The 20,443-nt window shown below is 64.9% G+C and carries 20 protein-coding genes; 5 read left to right on the top strand and 15 right to left on the bottom strand.

Annotated elements, in window-relative coordinates; all coding sequences use genetic code 11:
- Positions 1-29: 29 nt before the first annotated feature.
- The 5 genes from PQR54_RS32535 to PQR54_RS32515 all read left to right on the top strand — a co-directional run bounded on the left by PQR54_RS32535 (position 30) and on the right by PQR54_RS32515 (position 4,002).
- Positions 30-1,061: a glycosyltransferase family 4 protein gene (locus tag PQR54_RS32535; protein WP_106306728.1), complete on the top strand. Its 1,032-nt coding sequence runs from the start codon at positions 30-32 to the stop codon at positions 1,059-1,061.
- Between the two features lie 20 nt (positions 1,062-1,081).
- Positions 1,082-1,723, top strand: a complete 642-nt coding sequence (locus tag PQR54_RS32530; RefSeq protein ID WP_408252935.1) for a diacylglycerol kinase — start codon at positions 1,082-1,084, stop codon at positions 1,721-1,723.
- 195 nt (positions 1,724-1,918) lie between these two features.
- Positions 1,919-2,644, top strand: a complete 726-nt coding sequence (locus PQR54_RS32525) for a TetR/AcrR family transcriptional regulator (RefSeq protein WP_012432354.1) — start codon at positions 1,919-1,921, stop codon at positions 2,642-2,644.
- Positions 2,645-2,646: 2 nt separating this feature from the next.
- Complete coding sequence (locus PQR54_RS32520) at positions 2,647-3,231, top strand: LOG family protein (RefSeq protein WP_408252933.1); 585 nt, start codon at positions 2,647-2,649, stop codon at positions 3,229-3,231.
- Between the two features lie 24 nt (positions 3,232-3,255).
- Positions 3,256-4,002: an SDR family oxidoreductase gene (locus PQR54_RS32515; RefSeq protein WP_408252931.1), complete on the top strand. Its 747-nt coding sequence runs from the start codon at positions 3,256-3,258 to the stop codon at positions 4,000-4,002.
- Between the two features lie 161 nt (positions 4,003-4,163).
- On the opposite strand, the gene PQR54_RS32510 is transcribed toward PQR54_RS32515, so the two are convergent.
- The 15 genes from PQR54_RS32510 to PQR54_RS32440 form a co-directional block, all read right to left on the bottom strand.
- Complete coding sequence (locus tag PQR54_RS32510; RefSeq protein WP_408252929.1) at positions 4,164-4,793, bottom strand: DUF924 family protein; 630 nt, start codon at positions 4,791-4,793, stop codon at positions 4,164-4,166.
- Entirely contained in the window at positions 4,786-5,199 is a 414-nt protein-coding gene (locus tag PQR54_RS32505; RefSeq protein ID WP_408252927.1) for a group II truncated hemoglobin, read from the bottom strand. The genes PQR54_RS32510 and PQR54_RS32505 overlap by 8 nt, the downstream gene beginning before the upstream one ends.
- A 26-nt stretch (positions 5,200-5,225) precedes the next feature.
- On the bottom strand, positions 5,226-7,811 hold the full coding sequence (locus tag PQR54_RS32500) for an ABC transporter permease (RefSeq protein ID WP_408252925.1): 2,586 nt from the start codon (positions 7,809-7,811) through the stop codon (positions 5,226-5,228).
- Positions 7,808-8,419, bottom strand: coding sequence for a DUF4126 domain-containing protein (locus PQR54_RS32495; protein WP_012432348.1), 612 nt, complete (start codon positions 8,417-8,419; stop codon positions 7,808-7,810). The genes PQR54_RS32500 and PQR54_RS32495 overlap by 4 nt, the downstream gene beginning before the upstream one ends.
- Before the next feature lie 258 nt (positions 8,420-8,677).
- Positions 8,678-8,998: a quaternary ammonium compound efflux SMR transporter SugE gene (gene sugE, locus PQR54_RS32490; RefSeq protein WP_093639567.1), complete on the bottom strand. Its 321-nt coding sequence runs from the start codon at positions 8,996-8,998 to the stop codon at positions 8,678-8,680.
- 153 nt (positions 8,999-9,151) lie between these two features.
- A complete protein-coding gene (gene kdpE, locus PQR54_RS32485; RefSeq protein ID WP_408252922.1) occupies positions 9,152-9,850 on the bottom strand; it encodes a two-component system response regulator KdpE in 699 nt (232 codons plus the stop codon).
- Entirely contained in the window at positions 9,843-12,683 is a 2,841-nt protein-coding gene (locus PQR54_RS32480) for a DUF4118 domain-containing protein (protein WP_408252920.1), read from the bottom strand. Before PQR54_RS32480 ends, kdpE begins: the two co-directional genes overlap by 8 nt.
- A gap of 171 nt (positions 12,684-12,854) precedes the next feature.
- A complete protein-coding gene (gene kdpC, locus PQR54_RS32475) occupies positions 12,855-13,433 on the bottom strand; it encodes a potassium-transporting ATPase subunit KdpC (RefSeq protein WP_408252918.1) in 579 nt (192 codons plus the stop codon).
- Between the two features lie 35 nt (positions 13,434-13,468).
- Positions 13,469-15,553: a potassium-transporting ATPase subunit KdpB gene (kdpB, locus tag PQR54_RS32470; RefSeq protein WP_408252916.1), complete on the bottom strand. Its 2,085-nt coding sequence runs from the start codon at positions 15,551-15,553 to the stop codon at positions 13,469-13,471.
- 56 nt (positions 15,554-15,609) lie between these two features.
- On the bottom strand, positions 15,610-17,415 hold the full coding sequence (gene kdpA, locus PQR54_RS32465) for a potassium-transporting ATPase subunit KdpA (protein ID WP_408252914.1): 1,806 nt from the start codon (positions 17,413-17,415) through the stop codon (positions 15,610-15,612).
- Positions 17,412-17,504 carry a K(+)-transporting ATPase subunit F gene (gene kdpF / locus PQR54_RS32460; protein WP_007583461.1) on the bottom strand — a complete coding sequence of 31 codons (93 nt, stop codon included), beginning with the start codon at positions 17,502-17,504 and terminating at the stop codon, positions 17,412-17,414. The genes kdpA and kdpF overlap by 4 nt, the downstream gene beginning before the upstream one ends.
- Positions 17,501-17,614: a hypothetical protein gene (locus tag PQR54_RS32455; protein WP_007175652.1), complete on the bottom strand. Its 114-nt coding sequence runs from the start codon at positions 17,612-17,614 to the stop codon at positions 17,501-17,503. The genes kdpF and PQR54_RS32455 overlap by 4 nt, the downstream gene beginning before the upstream one ends.
- 259 nt (positions 17,615-17,873) lie before the next feature.
- Positions 17,874-18,848, bottom strand: coding sequence for a quinone oxidoreductase family protein (locus tag PQR54_RS32450; RefSeq protein ID WP_408252911.1), 975 nt, complete (start codon positions 18,846-18,848; stop codon positions 17,874-17,876).
- Positions 18,849-18,897: 49 nt separating this feature from the next.
- Positions 18,898-19,287, bottom strand: coding sequence for a methylglyoxal synthase (locus PQR54_RS32445; RefSeq protein ID WP_012432339.1), 390 nt, complete (start codon positions 19,285-19,287; stop codon positions 18,898-18,900).
- A 63-nt stretch (positions 19,288-19,350) separates the two neighbouring features.
- Positions 19,351-20,130: an SDR family oxidoreductase gene (locus PQR54_RS32440; protein WP_408252909.1), complete on the bottom strand. Its 780-nt coding sequence runs from the start codon at positions 20,128-20,130 to the stop codon at positions 19,351-19,353.
- Between the last annotated feature and the right edge of the window lie 313 nt (positions 20,131-20,443).

Raw genomic sequence — 20,443 nt, 5'->3', positions numbered from 1 at the left:
TTGTCAACTCCTCTATTGGGCCGAAACCGATGAAGATCATGATCGTCACCGACGCATGGGAACCGCAGGTCAATGGCGTCGTGCGCACGCTGAAAAACACCACGCGCGAACTCAGCGCGCTCGGCCATCACGTCGATCTGCTGACGCCGCTCGAATTCAAAACGATCCCTTGCCCGACCTATCCGGAGATCCGCCTCTCGCTGCTGCCGCGCCGCAAACTGCGCGAACGTATCGACGCGTTCTCGCCCGACGCCTTGCACATCGCCACCGAAGGTCCGCTCGGCATGGCCGCGCGCGCCTACGCGATCCAGCACAAACTGCCGTTCACCACCGCGTATCACACGCGTTTTCCGGAGTACGTGCAGGCGCGTTTCGGCATTCCGCTCGCCGCGACCTACAAGTTCCTGCACTGGTTTCACAAGCCGTCGCTGGCTGTGATGGCGCCCACGCCGGTCGTCAAGAGCGACCTCGAAAAATTCGGCTTTACCAACGTCGTGCTGTGGACGCGCGGCGTCGACCTGGACATCTTTCACCAGATGGACTCGAAGGTGCTTAACAGCGCGCGGCCAATCTTTCTGTACGTGGGACGCGTCGCAGTCGAGAAAAACGTCGAGGCGTTTCTGAAGCTCGATCTGCCCGGTTCGAAGTGGGTCGCAGGCGAAGGTCCGGCACTCGCCGAACTGAAGTCGCGCTATCCGCAAGCGAATTACCTGGGTGTGCTGACGCAGGCCGAGTTGGCGAAGGTCTATGCGGCGGCGGATGTCTTCGTGTTCCCGAGCCGCACCGATACATTCGGGCTCGTGCTGCTCGAAGCGCTCGCCTGCGGCACACCGGTCGCGGCGTATCCGGTCACCGGCCCGATCGATGTGCTCGGCGACGGCGGCGCGGGCGCGATGCATGAAGATCTGCGCGAAGCCTGTCTCGAAGCCTTGAAGATCGATCGCAATCATGCGCGTGCGTGGGCCGAACGCTTCTCGTGGGCGGCGGCCTCCGAACAATTCGCGGCGCATCTGAAGCCGCTGCCGCGCGCCTCGTATCGCGAGGAAAGCGCCGCCGCGTGATGCGGCGTGCCGAGCCGTCCATGCGAACCAGACCATCTACCGTGGGGCGCGCGCCGAACGGCGCGCTGCGTGCCGTCGAAACCGACAACGACAACCACACCGCGAGCATCGAACCGTTCGACGACGTGAGCGAACCAGGCACGCCGAATCATGCAGATCGCGTGCATGGTTTGAACGGCGCGAACGGCGCGAGCAATGCGAACGGCACGCAACACGAGACGCAGAACGAACCCCTCAGTCCCGACGATCCGCTCGCGACGCTGCCTTTCAATCCCTACAAAGGCAATCGCGGTCTCACGCGCGCCTGGCACGCGATGAAAAATTCGCTCGCGGGATTTCGCGTGGCGATTCGCGAGGAAAGTGCGTTTCGCCAGGAACTCACGCTCGCCGCGATCCTGATTCCCTGCGGCGTGCTGGTGCCCGTCGATCCCGTTTCGCGCGTGCTGCTGCTCGGCTCCGTACTGCTCGTGCTGATAGTCGAGCTGCTGAATTCGAGCGTGGAAGCGGCCATCGACCGGATTTCGCTCGAACGCCACGAACTCTCGCGCCGCGCGAAAGATCTCGGCAGCGCGGCCGTGATGGTCGCGCTCGGCATGTGCCTGATGACGTGGCTGCTGATCGTCGGGCCGCTTGTCGTGCATTGGATCGAGGCATGGCTATGAAGGCACGCCGAGCGCCGTACAAGCGCATTCGATCGACGCGCGAAATCGTCGCGAGCAATGAAAACCCTGACTATCCGCTTGATATAAGAACGCTCGGTTTATAATCGTCCGATACACCAACCGCGTCCGGGCGGATCACGCAAAGAGCGGCACGCCGCCGTGTGCCCCAGCCCGGCGTAACCAGGGCCGGACGACATGGAAGCCAAACCTCCCCGCCGCACGCGCGAACGGATTCTCGAGCTGTCGTTGAAGCTGTTCAACGAAATCGGCGAGCCGAACGTCACGACGACGACGATCGCCGAGGAAATGGAAATCAGTCCAGGCAACCTGTACTACCACTTCCGCAACAAAGACGACATCATCAACAGCATCTTCAGCCAGTTCGAGCAGGAGATCGAAAAACGTCTGCGTTTCCCCGACGACCATCGCGCGACCATCGACGAAATGTGGTCGTATCTGCAATACATGGTCGATTTCACCTGGCGTTATCGTTTCCTGTATCGTGATCTGAACGATCTGCTGGCGCGCAATCGCACGCTCGAAACGCACTTCAAGCAGATCATCAGCCACAAGGTGCGTTTTGCGAGTCAGTTCTGCGAACAGCTCGTGGCCGACGGCGAAATGGTCGTCACGCCGGAAGAACTGCATGTAATCGCCACCAACGTCGGCGTGATCGGCACGTACTGGCTCTCGTATCAGTTCGTGATGAACCCGCGCAAATACAACGAGCAGGAAGCGATTCGCGCGGAGCTGCATCAGGTGAGCGTGCAGATCGTGTCGCTGATGGCGCCTTATCTGCGCGGCCGCTCACGGCAGATTTTCGACGACCTCGTGTCGGGCAAGCTGCCCAAGCGCGAGTTTTACGACTACCTGCCGCCCAAGGAAGGCGCCGCGCCCCGCAACGAACCGAAGGACGTTTGAGCATGAAGTCGGTGTGTGTGTATTGCGGCTCTTCCAACGGAGCCAAACCGTTGTATGCGGAAGCGGCGCGCGCCTTCGGCCGCGCGCTGGTGCAAGCGGATCTTGCGCTGGTGTACGGCGGCGGCAAGGTCGGCTTGATGGGCGTGATCGCCGACACGGTGATGGCCGAAGGCGGCCGCGCGATCGGCGTGATTCCCGAGTTGCTGGTCAACAAGGAAGTCGGCCATAACGGCCTGACTGAACTGCATGTGGTGCCCGACATGCATCATCGCAAGAAGATGATGGCCGACCTGTCCGACGCGTTTGTCGCGATGCCGGGCGGCGCGGGCACGCTCGAAGAACTGTTCGAGGTCTACACGTGGGCGCAACTCGGCTACCACCAGAAAGCGGTGGCGCTGCTGAATATCGACGGCTTCTACGATCCGTTGGTCAACCTGTTGCAACACACCGTCGAAGAAGGCTTCATGCGACAGACCTATTTCGACATCCTGCAGATCGACGCCGATCCTGTCGGCTTGATCGGCAAGCTGCAACGCTACCAGCCGCCCGTCGCCGACAAGTGGGCGATCAAGCGCGACGCGGTCTGACTTTTCCCGAACCTCGAGGTTGCGATGACGAAAGCCGTTCTGATCACCGGTGGCAGCCGCGGCATTGGCCGCGCGACCGCGCGTTTGCTGGGTGCGCACGGCTGGTCCGTCGGCGTGAATTACGCGCGCAATCTCGCTGCCGCGCAGGACACCGCCGCTGAGGTGGAGCGCGCCGGCGGCCGCGCGTTGACGATTGCGGGCGACGTCGCGAATGAAGCCGACGTGCTCGCAATGTTCGACGCGCTTCAGCAGAAGTTCGGCCGGATCGATGCACTCGTCAATAACGCCGGCATCGTCGCGCCGTCCAGCCAGCTTGCCGACATGGACCTCGCGCGCCTGAAGCGCATGTTCGACGTCAACGTGCTGGGCGCGTATCTGTGCGCGCGCGAAGCCGCGCGGCGCATGTCGACCGATCGCGGCGGCGCGGGCGGCGTGATCGTCAACGTGTCGTCGGCGGCTTCGCGTCTTGGTTCACCGAACGAATACGTCGACTACGCCGGCTCGAAAGGCGCCGTCGATACGATGACGCTCGGCCTCGCAAGGGAACTCGGCCCGCGAGGCGTGCGCGTGAACGCGGTGCGCCCTGGCTTGATCGACACCGAGATCCACGCGAGCGGCGGCAAGCCCGAGCGCGCCGCGCAACTCGGCGCGACCACGCCGCTGGGCCGCCCCGGCACGGCTGACGAAGTGGCCGAGACCATCGTGTGGTTGTTGAGCGATGCCGCCTCGTATGTGACGGGCGCGCTGCTCGACGTGTCCGGCGGACGCTAGGCGCCCGCTCGCTTCCCGCTTCTCCCGTTATAACGCGCCGCATGCATGCACGAACGGCCGCTTTGCCTTTCGCGGGTGACGCGAACGAACTGGCGTGATTTACGTGCTTACGCCGAGGGCCGCCAAAGCGCTGATCGACGCATAGTACGGGCGTCGCGCGCCTAAAACGATGATCCGGGTGTGCGCAGAAAGGCGATTTCGTCAGCCGTCGAAGTGCGCCCGAGCGGCGCATTGCGATGCGGAAAGCGCCCGAAACGCTCGATGATTTCCGCGTGCCGCACCGCGGAGCGGTAATACGATTTGCCGCCCGGCTCCGCTTTCAACTGGGTGAACAGACGCAGCGATTCGTGCTGGCTCTCGAGTGTTTCGTCGTGCTCGAACGGCAGATAAGCGAACGCACGATGATGCGCGGTAGGCAACAAGCGGTCAGCCCCGCTCGCAATCATCTGCTGCGCGATGCGCCAGGCTTTCTGGTCAGCTGCGAACGCACGCGCTGTATTGCGATGACAATTGCGCGAGAACTGATCCAGCACGATGACGAGCGCCAGTGCGCCGAGCGGTGTTTGCGTCCAGCTATCGAGCATGGATTCGCGTGCCGCGTCGATCAGCGCACCGAAGCGTTCGCGCAGCATCGCGTCGTAGTCGGCATTGCGTGAAAACCAGATTTTGCGCTCGGTGTCGTACTCCGGCGCGCCGGGTAGGCCGAACCAGCAGTCGAGAACTTCGCGTGCTTCCTGAGGCAAATTAGCGTACTCAGCGGAAAGCTGGCCCGAGTCCAACCCGTTAGCCATTCCGGTTGCGCATCCAGTCAGCCGTTTCGAAAAACGAGCCGAGCAGGCGCTCCCTCAGCGGCTCATCGAGACCGACATCTTCCATCGCCCACGCCATGCACCTGAGCCACTGATCGCGCTCGCTCGACGCGATCGCGAACGGCAGATGCCGCGCGCGCAAACGCGGATGCCCAAAGCGGCTGATGTAGTGATCGGGTCCACCTAACCAGCCGCACAGGAACCAGAAGAACTTGTCGCGCGAACCTTCGAGCGATTCGGGATGCAACGCGCGGATTCCAGCGAAGTCCGCTTCGAGATCCATCAGGTCGTAAAAGCGGTCGACCAGTTCGCGCACACGCGCTTCGCCGCCCACCAGTTCGAAGGCCGTCGGCTGCGCCGCGGACACTTCGTCGTTCAGATCACTCATACCCACTCACCAACCGATAAGAAAAATCACGCGTCCCGCAGCGATTGCAACGCGGGCCGCGCCAGCACATGCCGCAGGCTCAGCCAGCCGCCCACGCCGGCACACGCGATGCCGGCGGCAATGCCCGCCGGCAACAGCCAGGGATTGAAACTCAGATAGAACTCGAACACGCGCGTCGCCAGCACGTAGCCGATGGCCTGCGCGCCGGCCGCCGCCATCAAGCCCGCCAGCGCGCCCACCGCGACGAACTCAGCGATCTGCACAGCCCGCACCTGACGATGCGATGCGCCCAGCGCGCGCAGCAGCGCGGATTCTCGCATACGCTCATCGCGCGTGCCGGCGAGCGCCGCGTACAGCACGAGCACGCCCGCCGCGAGCGTGAACGCGAACAGGAACTGCACCGCGCCGATCACCTGCTGCAACACGCGTTGCACCTGCGCGAGAATCGGACCAGTGTCGATGGCCGTGAGGTTCGGATAGGCGGCGATCAGGCCGTCGATAGTCGACTGTTTTTCCTGCGGCAAATGGAAACTCGTGATGAACGTCGCCGGGAAATCCTGCAGCGCGGCGGGCGGCATCAGCACGAAAAAGTTGACCTTGAACGAACCCCAGTCGAGCTTGCGCACACTCGTGACAGGCGCGTCGATCTGCAAGCCGGTCACGTCGAAACGCAGCATGTCGCCGGGCTTCACGTCGATCAGCTTGGCGAGTCCCTGCTCGATCGAAATCTGCGGCGTTTTCGTGTCGCCATACCAGGTGCCGGCCGCGAGGCGGTTGTCGTCGGGCAGCTCGGTCGTGTACGACAGATTGAATTCGCGATCCACGAGACGCCTGGCGTCGTCGCTCTTGAATGAATCGGGGTTGACCGGCTTGCCGTTGATCGCCGTCAGCCGGCCGCGCACCATCGGCGCGAGCACCGTGCCGGGCACGCCGTGCGTGTTCAGATACTGCGTGACGGCGTCGCGCTGGTCGGGCTGGATGTCGATGATGAATTCGTTCGGCGCATCGGGCGGCGTCGATTTGCGCCAGCCGGCCACGAGGTCGTTGCGCGTCATTGCGATCAGCAACAGGCACATGAGGCCGATGCCGAGCGCGGTGATCTGCAGCGCGCTCGCGCTGCTGCGCCGTTCGAGCGACGCCAGCGCATAACGCCAGCCGATGCTCGCATTTACGCGCTCGCTGCGCACGACGCGCGCCGCGCCCCACAGCGCCAGCCGCGCGATGCACGCGAACACCAGCATCCCGCCCGCGAAGCCGCCCGCGACGATTCCGCCGAGCTTCAACTCGCCCGCCGCGATGATCAGCAGCGCGGCGAACAGCGCGATGCCGAGCGCGTAAGCCGCCCACGCCGTGCGCCCCGCTTCGCCCCATTCGCGGCGCAGCACGCGCACCGGCGGCACGCGCGTGAGCGGCAACAGCGGCGGCAACGCGAAGCCCAGCAGCAGCACGAGACCGGCCGCGATGCCTTCGAGTGCCGGCCATGCCGTCGGATATGGGAGCGCGACGTCGATCAGACTGCCGAGCCACGTGAGCAACGCCAGATGCCCCAGAAAACCGAGCGCCACGCCAAGCGCGCCGCCGATCAAACCGAGCCCGACGAATTCGAGCGTGAACAGCGCCCGCAAAGTCGTTTGACTGACGCCGAGGCAACGCATCGCCGCGCAGCCGTCCAGATGCCGGCGCATATACCGATGCGCGGCCATCGCAATCGCCACGGCCGCCAGCAACGCGGTGAGCAGCGAGACGAGCGTGAGGAAGTGGCTCGCGCGATCGAGCGTCTGACGCACTTGCGGCTGGCCGTCCTGCAGCGATTCGAGCGCGACGCCGCGCATCTTGCCGCCGTCCACACGCTCATGCGCGAACTGCGCGAAGCGCGCCACCGACTCGTCCGTGCCCGCGACCAGCAAGCGGTACGTCACGCGGCTGCCGTAGGTGACGAGGCCGGTGGACGGCACGTCGTCGGCGCGCAGCATCAGGCGCGGCGAGAAATTCACGAACGAGAAACCGCGATCGAGTTCGCGCGTGATCACAGCGCCGATCGTGAAGTTGCGACCGCCGACTTTCACGCTATCGCCCACATGCACCTTCAACGCATCGAGCAGCGCCTGATCGACCCACACGACGCCCGGCGGCGGAATCGACTGCGCCGGATGATCCGCCGCGCCCGGAGCCGACGCAATCCGCAACGCGCCGCGCAACGGATAACCCGGCGACACCGCCTTGATAGCGGCAAGCCGCGAGACCGGCTGCGCACCGGTCGAATTGATCATGCTGGGAAAGATCGCCGTGCTGGCGGTATTCAGGCCGAGCGCCTTGGCTTGCCCGGCGAATTGCGGATCGACCGGATGATCGGCCCGCACGATGAAGTCGGCGGCGATCATGCGCCGCGCGTCGCGCTCGAGCCCCTGATGCAGACGGTCAGCCAGAAAGCCGACACTCGACAGCGCCGCCACGGCCAGCACCAGCGCCAGCAGCAGCATCGTCAGCTCGCCGGCGCGCCAGTCGCGCGATGTCATGCGAATGGACTGGCGCACCAGATCCATGCCGCCGAACCGGCGCGTCGTCGTCGGTAAAGCCCTGCGCGCCGTGGAACCCCGTACCGTATCGCTCAATCGTGCCTGCTCCTGGCGAAGCGCGACACCATGTGCGTCGCCATGCCGCGAAAACCACCCTGCACCCCACGCCAGAGCCGCGGCAACGCCCAGCCGGCCAGCATCAGGAAACCGATCATCAGGACCAGAAACACCAGCGGCACGAACAGCGCGAGCAGCATGCCGCCGAACACGAGTCCGTCTTCAGCGGTCGAGGTCACCACGTTCGACACCGGTTCCGGCGACAGATTGATCAACGCGCGCGTGCCTGCTTTAGCAAGGTGCGCGGTGCCCGCCAGCGTGCCGCCCGCGAGCGCGGCCACTGTCAGCAGCGCCGGATCGGCATGGCCGAGCGCGCCGGCGGCCAGCACGGCGCCAGCCGGAATACGGATGAAGGTATGGACCGCGTCCCACAGCGAATCGAACGCGGGGATCTTGTCGGCGAGAAATTCGGTGACGGTCAGCACACCCGCCACGCCGATGACCCACGGCGAGGACAGCGCGGACAGCGTATCGGGAAGATGGACAAGGCCGAGCCGGGCGAACACGCCGGCCAGCAGGACCGTCAGGTAGAGGCGCAGGCCGCTGCCCCATGAGAGGCCCGCCGCGAGCGAAAGTGATTCAAGCATGGCCGCCTCCAGGCGCGCTGTGCGTGCCGGGCGCTTCGACGGGCCACGAATGAGGCCGCGCATCGAAGTCGTCAGACCCGCGCCAAGCCGGTCGCGCCAAATGGGCCGCGGACAATTTCAGGTTGGATTCGATCTCATTATAGCCACGTTAATTCGCAGAACGCAGAGCGGCGAACAAATGGGCGGCTTGAATGGAGGCGCGAGCCGGGCGCGCGCAGATTGGGACAAGACGCCCGGCAACGCGTTGAAATGCGGGGCTCAATGCCCGGAAGACAGCTTCAGGCCGATCAATCCGATCACGATCAGCGCCGCGCTGGCGACTCGCGCGACGGTCAACGCCTCGCCCATCATCACGATTCCGAAGATGAACGCGCCGACCGCGCCGATTCCCGTCCATACCGCGTACGCCGTGCCGAGCGGCAACTGACGCATGGCCATGGCAAGCAGCACGAAGCTGCCGAGCGCCGTCACGATCGTGAACACGGACGGCCAGAGGCGGGTGAAACCGTCGGAGGTTTTGAGACCGGCCGCCCACGCAACTTCGAGCAAACCGGCGATCAACAGAAGAATCCAGGACATGAGACAGCTCCATGGTCAGATGGGGCCGTCCCCGTTTGTGAAACCGCAAGGTCGTCCTTACGAACTGTAATTATACCAAAACTGCCCTGAGGCGACTGCCAGCCGTTCATTGCCGGGACACGCGTCCGGCCGCGGCAAATTGCCCACACAGGCTCAAACCGCGCCTACCAGCCGGTATCCGACACCCGTTTCCGTGATGATGTGCTCCGGTTGCGCCGGGTCGCGCTCCAGCTTGCCGCGCAGATGCGCCATATAGATCCGCAAATAGTGATGGCTCTCCACATGCGACGGCCCCCACACCTCGCGCAGCAACTGGCGGTGCGTCAGCACGCGGCCGGCATGGCGCACCAGCGTCGCGAGCAGCCGGTATTCGATCGGCGTCAGATGGACGACCGCGCCGTCTCGGCTCACCTGCCGCAGGGCCAGATCGACGGTTACCGTGCCGAAGCGCACCTGCGGCGTTTCGTTGGCGCCGCCCTGATTGCGCCGCCGCATATGCGCGCGAATCCGCGCCAGCAACTCGGATACGCCGAACGGCTTGGTGAGGTAGTCGTCCGCGCCGGCATCGAGCGCGGCGACTTTTTCGCTCTCCTGGGTGCGCGCCGACAGCACGATCACCGGCAATTCGCTCCAGCCGCGCAGTTCGCGGATCACGTCGAGACCGTCGGTGTCAGGCAGGCCGAGATCGACGATCACCAGATCGGGCTTGCGCGTCGCGGCTTCGACGAGACCCTGCTTGCCGGTTTCGGCGTCGTGCACGACGATGCCCTCGCCTTCCAGCGCCGTTCGCACAAAGCGGCGAATCTGCTTTTCATCTTCGATCAGGACGACGGTGATGCTCGGGTCACTCATGGCTAGGCTTGGAAAGCGGGTTAAGAGTTGAATCGCCGCCGGGGTCGGTGTCGGCGTGGGTCAAGGAGTCGGCGCCTTCGTTTTCCAGTGCATCGGGTGCGTCGGGCGGCGTTTCCACCGGCAGCGTGAACCAGAAGCGCGCGCCTTCGACACGGCTGTCCGCGGACACGCGATTGAGCGCGCCGATTGTACCGCCGTGCGCTTCCACGATCGCGCGGCAGATCGCGAGCCCGAGACCAATACCCGGCTTGGCCGACTCCTTCTCGCCGCGCGTGAATTTCTCGAACACGCGCGCTTCCATGCCGGCGGGCAGACCCGGGCCGGTATCGTCGACGCTCACGCGCACGAACGACTTCCCGTCCGCGTCGAGCCGCTGCGCGCCGATCGTCAGCGGCGTGGCCGGCGCGGTGTATTTGGCGGCGTTCTCGAACAGGTTGGAGAAGAGGCGTTCCATCAGCACGGCGTCGAGGTGCAGGAGCGGCAGATCGGCGGGCAGTTTCACTTGCACCGGATGATTCGCCAGCACGCGTTTGCACGCCCGCAGCGCGGCGCCCACCGTCTCTTCGAGGAGCGTCCATTGCTGGTTCAGCTGCAGACTGCCCGCCTGCAGACGCGCCATGTCGAGCAGATTCGTGACGATGCCGGTCATGCGCAGCGCTTCTTCGTGAATCGCTTCGACCAGCTCGCTGTTGGGCTGCGCCTGGGGCGCTTGCGCGAGCATCGACGAGAAGCCGACGATGGTCGTCAACGGCGTGCGCAGATCGTGCGAGATCGCCGACAACAACGAGTTGCGCAAGCGCTCCGACTCCATGTTGACGAGCGCATCGCGCGCGATGTCGACGTAATGCACCCGTTCCAGCGCGAGCGCGATCTGCGCGGCGAACGCGTCGAGCATGCGCTGCTGCTCGGGCACGTCGAGCTCGCCCTCGTCGCGCATCACCACTGCGAGCACGCCGCGCGTGCGCATCGGCGCCTTGAGCGGCAGGTAGAGCGCGGCGGCGGCGGGCAGCGTGTCAGTGCCGTGGCCGGCCGGCTTCTGCTGGTCGTAGACCCATTGGCCGACGTCGCTGTCGAGCAGCTCGCCTTCGAGCGTGATCGCCGCGTCGGGATCCTCGATCTTCTGCTTCACCTGATCGGCACTGTCCGGCAACAGAATCGCGACGCGCGCGCCGAACACCTCGCTCACATGCCGGCTGCCGATTTCGACGATCTGTTCCGTGGTCAGCGCCGCGGCCAGTTCGCGCGCCATCGCGTACATCGCGCCGGTGCGCTGTTCGCGACGCCGCGCGACGCTCGCCTCGCGGCGCAGGCTCGACGTGAGATGGCTGATCACCAGCGACGTCAGCAGCATGCCGAGGAAGGTCAGCAGGTATTGCGTATCGGAGACCGACAGCGACATGCGCGGCGGCACGAAGAAGAAATCGAACGCGGCCACGCTCATGAACGACAGCACCACGCCGGGCCCGCGCCCCAGCTTCACCGCGGCGAAGATCACGCCGAGCAGATACAGCATGACGAGATTGGCCAGATCGATATGGTCGATCAACTGGCTCGCCAGCAGCGTGATGGCCGCGCAGATCAAGAGCGCGAAGCCGTAGGCGCGCGGCGGCGAGCGGCGTTCACGCGCCGCGCTCAGCGCCTCGCGCCATGCGTTCGCGGTGGTGTTCAACAGATGCCGATGCTCGCCGCCGTCGCGCTCGGACGACGCGCGAATCAGCGTGAGATCGAGATCGCCCGCCTTCTCGGCGATCCGGTCGCCGAGCGGCCGGCGCAGCCAGCGCTTCACGCCCGTGCGTGCCGACGCGCCGGCTACCAGCTTCGACACGTTGCGCGCCTGCGCATAGCCGATCAGCGCGACGGCCGCGTCGGCGGCCGCCAGCGTGGCGGTTTCGGCGCCGAGTTCCGCGGCGAGCTTCAACGCGTTCAGCGTGCGTTCGCGACGCGCGTCGGGCAGACGCTGCAACGCCGGCGTCTCCACATAGACGGCGATCCAGTCGGCTTTCAGGCTGGCGGCGAGGCGCGCCGCCGCGCGCACCAGCATCGGTGCTTCCGGACCGGGGCCGACGCACACCAGCAAGCGCTCGCGCGCCTGCCAGATGCGCTGGATCGAACGGTCGGCGCGATATTCACGCATTTGCGCATCGACGCGATCCGCGGTGCGGCGCAGCGCCAGTTCGCGCAGCGCGATCAGATTGCCTTTGCGAAAGAAGTTGCGCACCGCGCGCTCGGCCTGCTGCGGCATGTACACCTTGCCGTCGCGCATGCGGTCGAGCAGTTCCTCGGCGGGCAGGTCGACCAGCGTGACTTCGTCGGCGCGATCGAACACGCGGTCGGGCACCGTCTCCCAGACGCGAATGCCGGTGATCTGGCCGACCACGTCGTTCAGACTTTCGAGGTGCTGGACGTTGACCGTGGTATAGACGTCGATGCCCGCGTCGAGCAGTTCGTAGACGTCCTGCCAGCGCTTCAGATGGCGCGCGCCCTGCACGTTCGAATGCGCGAGTTCGTCGACGAGAATCAGTGCCGGCTTGCGGGCCAGCGCGGCGTCGAGATCGAATTCGCCGAGCTTGCGGCCGCGGTACTCGATATGCGCGAGCGGCAGCACGTCGAGACCGTCGAGCAGCGCCGCGGTTTCGGTGCGGCCATGCGTTTCGGCGATGCCGACCACCACGTCCGCGCCTTCGTCGTGACGGCGGCGCGCGGCCTGCAACATCGCATAAGTTTTGCCGACGCCCGCCGACGCGCCGAAAAAAATCTTCAGCCTGCCTCGCTGACGTTTTTCTTCGTCGCGTTGCAGCTTGTCGAGCAACTCATCGGGATCGGGGCGGTTCATGCTCAATGGTTTTCATCGTTGGGCGAGCTTCGGTGTGTGCATGGTGGCACGGCGGCGGGCCGGCCGCAAATGACGGCACTGTGACGTATATTGCGTCGCGCCGTCAAAAGGCAAAGGCGGAGTCGCGCGGACGCCGCCTTTGTGAAGCGAAGCGCTACTGCGTTTCGTCGATCAACCGTGCTTCATCTCGTCCAGCGCCAGGTTCAGTTGCAGCACGTTCACGCGCGGCTCACCGAGAATGCCGAACTGACGGCCGCTCGTATAACGATCCACCAGCGCCTGCACGTCGTTCGCTGCGAGCTTGCGTGCGTTAGCGACGCGCTCGATCTGATAGGCCGCTGCGGCCGGGCTGATCTCCGGATCGAGACCGCTGCCCGACGACGTCACCAGATCGACCGGCACCGGCTTCGACATATCCGTGCCGGCCGCTTTCAGCGCGTCGAGACGGCCTTTGATTTCGTCGAGCAACGCGGGGTTGGTCGGGCCGAGATTCGAACCGCTCGAACCCTGCGCGTTGTACGGCATCGGGCTGGTGGCCGACAGGCGGCCCCAGAAGTATTGCGGCGCATCGAACTGCTGGCCGATCAGCTTCGAGCCGACCACCTTGCCGTTCTGTTCGAGCATGCTGCCGTTGGCCTGATCGCCGAAGGCCGCCTGACCGACGGCGGTCATCACGGCAGGATAAGCAAGTCCGGTCAGGGCGGTGAGCACCGCGAAGATCACGATCAACGGACGGAACAGATTTTTCATGATGAATGATTCCTTGTGAACTGGCGCGCTAGCGCTTAGACCCAACCGAACGCGGCCAGCACCATATCGATCAGCTTGATGCCGATGAACGGCACGATGATCCCGCCCAAACCGTAGATCAGCAGATTGCGGCGCAGCAGAATCGCCGCGCCCAGCGCGCGATAACGCACGCCCTTGAGCGCCAGCGGAATCAGCAGCACGATGATCAGCGCGTTGAAAATCACCGCCGACATGATGGCCGAGGCCGGCGTGGCCAGATGCATCACGTTCAGCGCGTTCAGCGCCGGATAGGTCGTCGCGAACGCGGCCGGAATGATCGCGAAGTACTTGGCGACGTCGTTGGCAATCGAGAACGTGGTGAGCGAACCGCGCGTCATCAGCATCTGCTTGCCGATCTCGACGATCTCGATCAGCTTGGTCGGATTCGAATCGAGGTCGACCATGTTGCCCGCTTCCTTCGCGGCCTGCGTGCCGGTGTTCATCGCCACCGCCACATCCGCCTGCGCGAGCGCCGGGGCGTCGTTGGTGCCGTCGCCGGTCATCGCCACGAGGCGGCCTTCGGCCTGGTGCGCGCGGATCGTGGCGAGCTTCGCTTCCGGCGTGGCTTCGGCGAGGAAATCGTCGACGCCCGCTTCGGCTGCAATCGCGGCGGCGGTCAGGCGGTTGTCGCCCGTCACCATGATGGTCTTGATGCCCATCTTGCGCAGCTCGGCGAAACGTTCCTTGATGCCGCCCTTCACCACGTCCTTCAACTCGATCACGCCGAGCACGCGCGCGCCCTGCTCGCCTTTCTCGGCTACCACCAGCGGCGTGCTGCCGCGCCGCGCGACTTCGGCCACGGCGTTGCTCACTTCATTCGGGAAACGGCCGCCGTTGGCTTCGACGTAGTTCTTCACCGCGTCGGCCGCGCCCTTGCGAATTTCGCGGCCCGGCAGATCGACGCCGCTCATGCGCGTTTGCGCAGTGAACGCAAGGAACGTGGCATGCAACGAGGCCATGTCGCGTTGACGAATGTTGAAGCGCTGCTTCGCCAGCACGACAATGCTGCGGCCTTCCGGCGTTTCATCGGCGAGCGACGACAGTTGCGCGGCATCCGCGAGCGCTTCTTCCGTCAAACCCGGCGCCGGCACGAACTGCGATGCCTGGCGATTGCCGAGCGTGATGGTGCCGGTCTTGTCGAGCAACAGCACATCGACGTCGCCGGCGGCTTCCACGGCGCGGCCCGAAGTAGCGATCACGTTCGCCTGCATCATGCGGCTCATGCCGGCCACGCCGATCGCCGACAACAAGCCGCCGATGGTCGTCGGGATCAGACACACCAACAGAGCGACCAGCGCGGTAATCGTCACCACGTGGCCCGCTTTCGCGGCTTCGACCGAGAACATCGAGAACGGCAACAGCGTGGCCGTTGCCAACAGCATCACGATCGTCAGCGCGACCAGCAGAATCGTCAAAGCGATTTCATTCGGCGTTTTCTGACGCTTCGCGCCTTCGACCATCGCGATCATACGGTCGAGGAACGCTTCGCCCGGATTCGCGGTGACGCGCACCACGATCCAGTCCGACAGCACGCGCGTGCCGCCCGTCACCGACGAAAAGTCGCCGCCCGACTCGCGGATCACCGGCGCGGACTCGCCCGTGATCGCCGATTCGTCGACCGACGCGACACCGTCGATCACTTCGCCGTCGGCAGGAATCACGTCGCCGGTTTCGACCAGCACGACGTCGCCCTTGCGCAGATCGGAAGCCGTCAGGATGCGGATCGGCGACTTCGGATGCGGCTCGTTCAACTTCTTGGCCATCACGTCTTTCTTCGCGCTGCGCAGCGAAGCCGCCTGGGCCTTCGAACGGCCTTCGGCGAGCGCTTCCGCGAAGTTGGCGAACAGCACCGTGAACCACAGCCACAAGGTGACCGCGAGAATGAAGCCCGCGGGCGCCTCGGCCTGGCCGCCGAGCGCGGCGATCCAGAGAATGGTCGTGAGAATGCTGCCCACGTACACGCAGAACATCACCGGATTGCGGAACTGCGTGCGCGGCGTCAGCTTCTTGAAGGAGTCCACGATCGCCGGGCGCAGCAGCGCTGGGTCGAACATGGACCGGGTTGCATTATGTTCAGTCATTGAATCCTCGAATTTCCCGTTTGCGCCTGTTCAGTCGTTGGATCGCAAGGGCCGCCTCAATGGGCGCCCATCATGATCAGATGTTCGACACCAGGACCGAGCGCGAGCGCGGGCACATAAGTCAGCGCGCCGACCAGCAGCACCGTGCCGAGCAACAGCACGACGAACAGCGGTCCATGCGTGGGCAACGTGCCGCCCGTCACACCGATGCGCTTTTTCGCGGCGAGCGAACCGGCAATCGCGAGCACCGGAATGATCGTGCCGAAGCGGCCGAACCACATCGCGATCGCGGTGAGCCAGTTGTAGAACGGCGTGCTCACGGTGAGGCCCGCGAACGCGCTGCCGTTGTTATTGGCGGCCGAGCTGAACGCGTAGAGGATTTCGGAGAAACCGTGCGCGCCGGGGTTGGCGATACCCGCCTTGCCCGCGTCGCTCAACACCGCGATCGACGTGCCGACCAGCACCAGCAGCGGCGTGAGCAGCACGACGATCGACACCATCTTCATCTCGTACGCTTCGATCTTCTTGCCGACGTATTCCGGCGTGCGGCCGATCATCAGGCCCGCGACGAACACGGCCAGCATCGCGAACACGAGCATGCCGTACATGCCGGAACCCACGCCGCCGAAGATCACTTCACCGAGTTGCATCAGCAGCATCGGATAGAGGCCGCCGATCGGCGTCAGCGAGTCGTGCGTGTTGGCGACCGCGCCGCACGATGCCGCGGTAGTCGCGACCGTGAAGATGCCCGACTGCGCGATGCCGAAGCGCGTTTCCTTGCCTTCCGCATTGCCGCCCGACTGCAGCGCATTGGCCGACTGGTCGACATGCAAGGCGGCGATGGCCGGATTGCCGACCTGCTCGGCGCTAATCTCGCCGAACACGCAGACGGCAAACGCGATCGTCATGGCGGCGAGCACGGCCACGCCCTGCTTGCGGTCCGCGATCATGCGGCCGAACACCAGCGCCAGCGCCGCGGGGATGATCAGGATCGAGAGCAACTGCAGGAAGTTCGAGAACGGTGTCGGGTTTTCATACGGATGCGCCGAGTTGCCGTTAAAGAAGCCGCCGCCGTTGGTACCGAGCATCTTGATCGCTTCCTGCGACGCGACCGGGCCCATGGCGAGGGTCTGCGTCTTCACGGGCGTATCGACCGTCACCGGATTGCCCTTGGCGTCTTTCACCGGGTTGCCTTGCGCGTCGAGCTTGGGCGCGGCGTACGTCGTGGTTTGCAGCGTCGGCACGTCCTGATAGGCCTTGAAGTTCTGCACCACGCCCTGGCTCATCAACAGCGCCGCGACGATCGCCGACATCGGCAGCAAGACGTAGAGCGTCACGCGCGTGAGGTCGACCCAGAAGTTGCCGATGGTTTGCGCGGTGTGACGCGCAAAGCCGCGAATCAACGCGATCACCACCACGATGCCGGTGGCGGCCGAGAAGAAGTTCTGCACGGTGAGGCCGAGCATCTGCGTCAGATAGCCGACGGTTTGCTCAGGCGAATAGTCTTGCCAGTTCGTGTTGGTCACGAAACTGACCGCGGTGTTGAATGCGCCGTCGACCGTCATCGGGCCGAACTGCTGCGGGTTGCCCGGCAGCCAGCCTTGCACGCGCAACAGCACGTACAGGAACGCCACGCCGAGCACGTTGAACGCGATCGTGGCGATCGCGTAGTGCTTCCAGCTCATCTCCTTCGACGCATCGACGCCCGCGATGCGATACAGCAGACGTTCGACGGGACCGCCGAAGCGGACCACGCGCGAGCTGCCGTCCATCACGGCGCTGAGATAGCGGGCCATCGGCACCGCGGCTGCCAGCAGCACGACGATGAAGAGGCCCGCTTGCAGGACATTGTTCGAGTTCATTCAATGTCCTCCGCGCGCAACAGCGCATAGACCAGATAGGCGAACAGCAGCGCGGTGGCCGCGCCCGATAACCACAGAATCCAGTTCATGAGCGCGCTCCCTGCCCACGACGGAACTGCATCAACTTCTCGCAGCCGGCAATCAATGCGAAGGTCAGCGCGGCAAACAGCACCAGCCCCCCGACATACAGCACATCCATTTTTGTTCTCCATTACACGGACTTTGGATAGCCGCAACGTTATGCCGATCCGCGTAAAGGCCTGGTCAAAGATGGCGTGACGCGTATAAAAATCGCGTAAACGGACAAGGCCGTTCCATCCTGCGATGGAACGGCCTTCGGTTGGCTGTGTCTGGCTTTGCGGCGGGCGGCGCCGGTTTGGCTACGGCTCGGGCACGTTCGTCGATGTGCGTTCGTTTTTATACGACCGCCACTGGCGCGCTCGGGTCGCCGTCGTGCGTTACGGCAGAAGCACCGTGGAGCCCGTTGTGCGGCGCCCTTCGAGATCCGCATGCGCTTGGCCGACGTCCGACAAAGCGTATCGCTGATTGATGCTCGTCTTGACCTTGCCCGACACCAGCACGTCGAACAACTCGGTGGACGCCGCCTCGTAGTCGCTGCGTTTGGCGATGTAGGTAAAGAGCGTCGGCCGCGTGAAGAACAGCGAACCACGTCCCGCGAATTCCGACGAGTCGATCGGCGGCAACGGCCCCGACGCGTTGCCGAAGCTCACGAACAGGCCGAGCGGCGCGAGGCAATCGAGCGAGCCCGTAAACGTGTCTTTACCGATCGAGTCGTACACCACCGGCACGCCCGCGCCGTTGGTGATCTCGCGCACGCGTTTGGTGAAGTTCTCGCGCGTGTAGACGATCGCGTGATCGCAACCGTGCGCCGTGGCGATCTCCGCTTTCTCATCCGAGCCGACCGTGCCGATCACCGTCGCACCGAGCGCCTTCGCCCACTGGCACACCAGCAGACCGACGCCGCCCGCCGCGGCCTGGATCAGGATCGTGTCGCCGGCTTTCACGGGATACGTGCGGCGCAGCAGATATTGCGCGGTCAGGCCTTGCAGCATCACCGAGGCGGCCTGCTCGTCGCTCAACGCGTCGGGTACTTTCACGACCAGTGCCGCCTGCAGCACGCGCTCCTGCGCATACGCGCCGGGCGGACGTCCCACGTACGCGATGCGGTCGCCCACCTTCAGACCGGTCACGCCCGGGCCGAGCGCCGTCACTTCGCCGGCCGCTTCCATGCCGAGGCCGCCGGGCAACGGCAACGGATAAAGACCGGTGCGGAAGTACACGTCGATATAGTTCAGCCCGACCGCCGTCTGCCTGACGCGGATCTCGCCCGCGCCCGGCTCACCGACTTCGACGTCGACCCACTTCATCACTTCGGGACCGCCGGTTTTATCGAATCGGATTGCTTTGGTCATCACGTCTCCTTGAGGTTGGTTTTGATTCAGGCGTGGCCGGAGCGAACGCTCAAACCTGTTGCGTGAGTCGCAAGGTCAGCGAGTCGAGCACCATGCGCGCCGTCGAAATGTTGGTCGCGCACGGAATGTTGTGCACGTCGCATGCGCGAACCAGCGCGTTGATGTCCGGCTCGTGCGGCTGCGGCGTCATCGGGTCGCGCAGGAAGATCACCATGTCCACGCGCCCTTCCGCGAGCTGCGCGCCGATCTGCAGATCGCCGCCGTGCGGGCCGGACAACATCCGCTCGACCGTGAGGCCGTGCGCGTCGGCAATCCGGCCGCCGGTCGTGCCGGTCGCCACGATGTCGCAGCGCCTGAGCGTGTCGACGTATTCGCCCGCCAGTTTGACGATGTCGTCCTTTTTGTGATCGTGCGCGATCAGCGCGATGCGGGTGGTCATGACGTAAGACTCCTGAAACCGTTGTGATTGTCGTTGTTGTGGTGATGCTTTAGGACGTGCCGTTCAGAACGTGCCGGGATACGTGCCGCCGTCGATCAGCAAGTTCTGTCCGGTGATATAGCCGGCATGCACGCTGCACAGGAACGCGCAGGCGGCGCCGAATTCCTCACGGGTGCCGAAACGGCCGGCGGGGATCGTCTTCGTGCGCTGCTTGCGGGCTTCGTCGACGGAAATGTTTTGCGCCTTGGCTTGCGCCGCGAAGGTGACGCCGATGCGGTCGGTGTCGAACAGCCCCGGCAGCAGATTGTTGATGGTCACGCCGGTGGGCGCGACCTTGCGCGCGAGTCCCGCGACGAAGCCGGTCAGCCCCGAGCGCGCGCCGTTGGACAACCCGAGCACGTCGATCGGCGCCTTCACCGCCGAACTCGTGATATTGACGATGCGCCCGTAACCGTTCGCGCTCATCGAGTCGATGGTCGCGCGAATCAGCTCGATCGGCGTGAGCATGTTGCTCTCGAGCGCGCGGATCCAGTCTTCATGCGTGAAGTCGCGGAAGTCGCCCGGCGGCGGGCCGCCCGCGTTGTTGACCAGAATGTCCGGCTGCGGACAAACGGCGAGCGCCGCGGCGCGGCCTTCCGGCGTGGTGATGTCGCAGGCCACCGTCTTCACTTCCACGCCGCTTTGCTTGCGAATCTCCGCCGCGGTCGCCTCCAGCGTCTCGGCGGTGCGCGCGACGATCGTCAGATTGACACCTTCGGCGGCGAGCGCTTCCGCGCAGCCGCGCCCCAGGCCCTTGCTGGCCGCGCAGACCAGCGCGGTGCGTCCTGCGATTCCCATGTCCATGTGTGTACTCCTCGTGAAGTTGTGCCGCGTGCGAGACGCCGGTTGCCGCAAGTTTTTGCCGTTCCTCGGAGCCCTGGCGCAAGGCGACAGGGCTGGGACCGCATTCTCGAGAAACCGCGGACCGAATCCAGCGCTCTCCCCTCGGCCTCGACCCCGGCGACAGATCCGGAGCCCTCTCGCGGCAAAGTTTCCCCGATTCTAGAAGAATCGGTGCCGGACTGCGCCGGGCCTGTGCAATCTCCGGTATCTTCGGGCGGCACTCTTTCGGTAAACTTGCGCCGTGGCGCGTCCGCCAGCCAGCCGGTACTCCGGC

Source organism: Paraburkholderia phytofirmans (assembly GCF_046028095.1).
In the GTDB taxonomy this organism is placed as follows: Bacteria; Pseudomonadota; Gammaproteobacteria; order Burkholderiales; family Burkholderiaceae; genus Paraburkholderia; species Paraburkholderia phytofirmans_A.
Note: the sequence above shows the minus strand (reverse complement) of the source record. Positions and strands in the feature narration are given on the sequence as shown.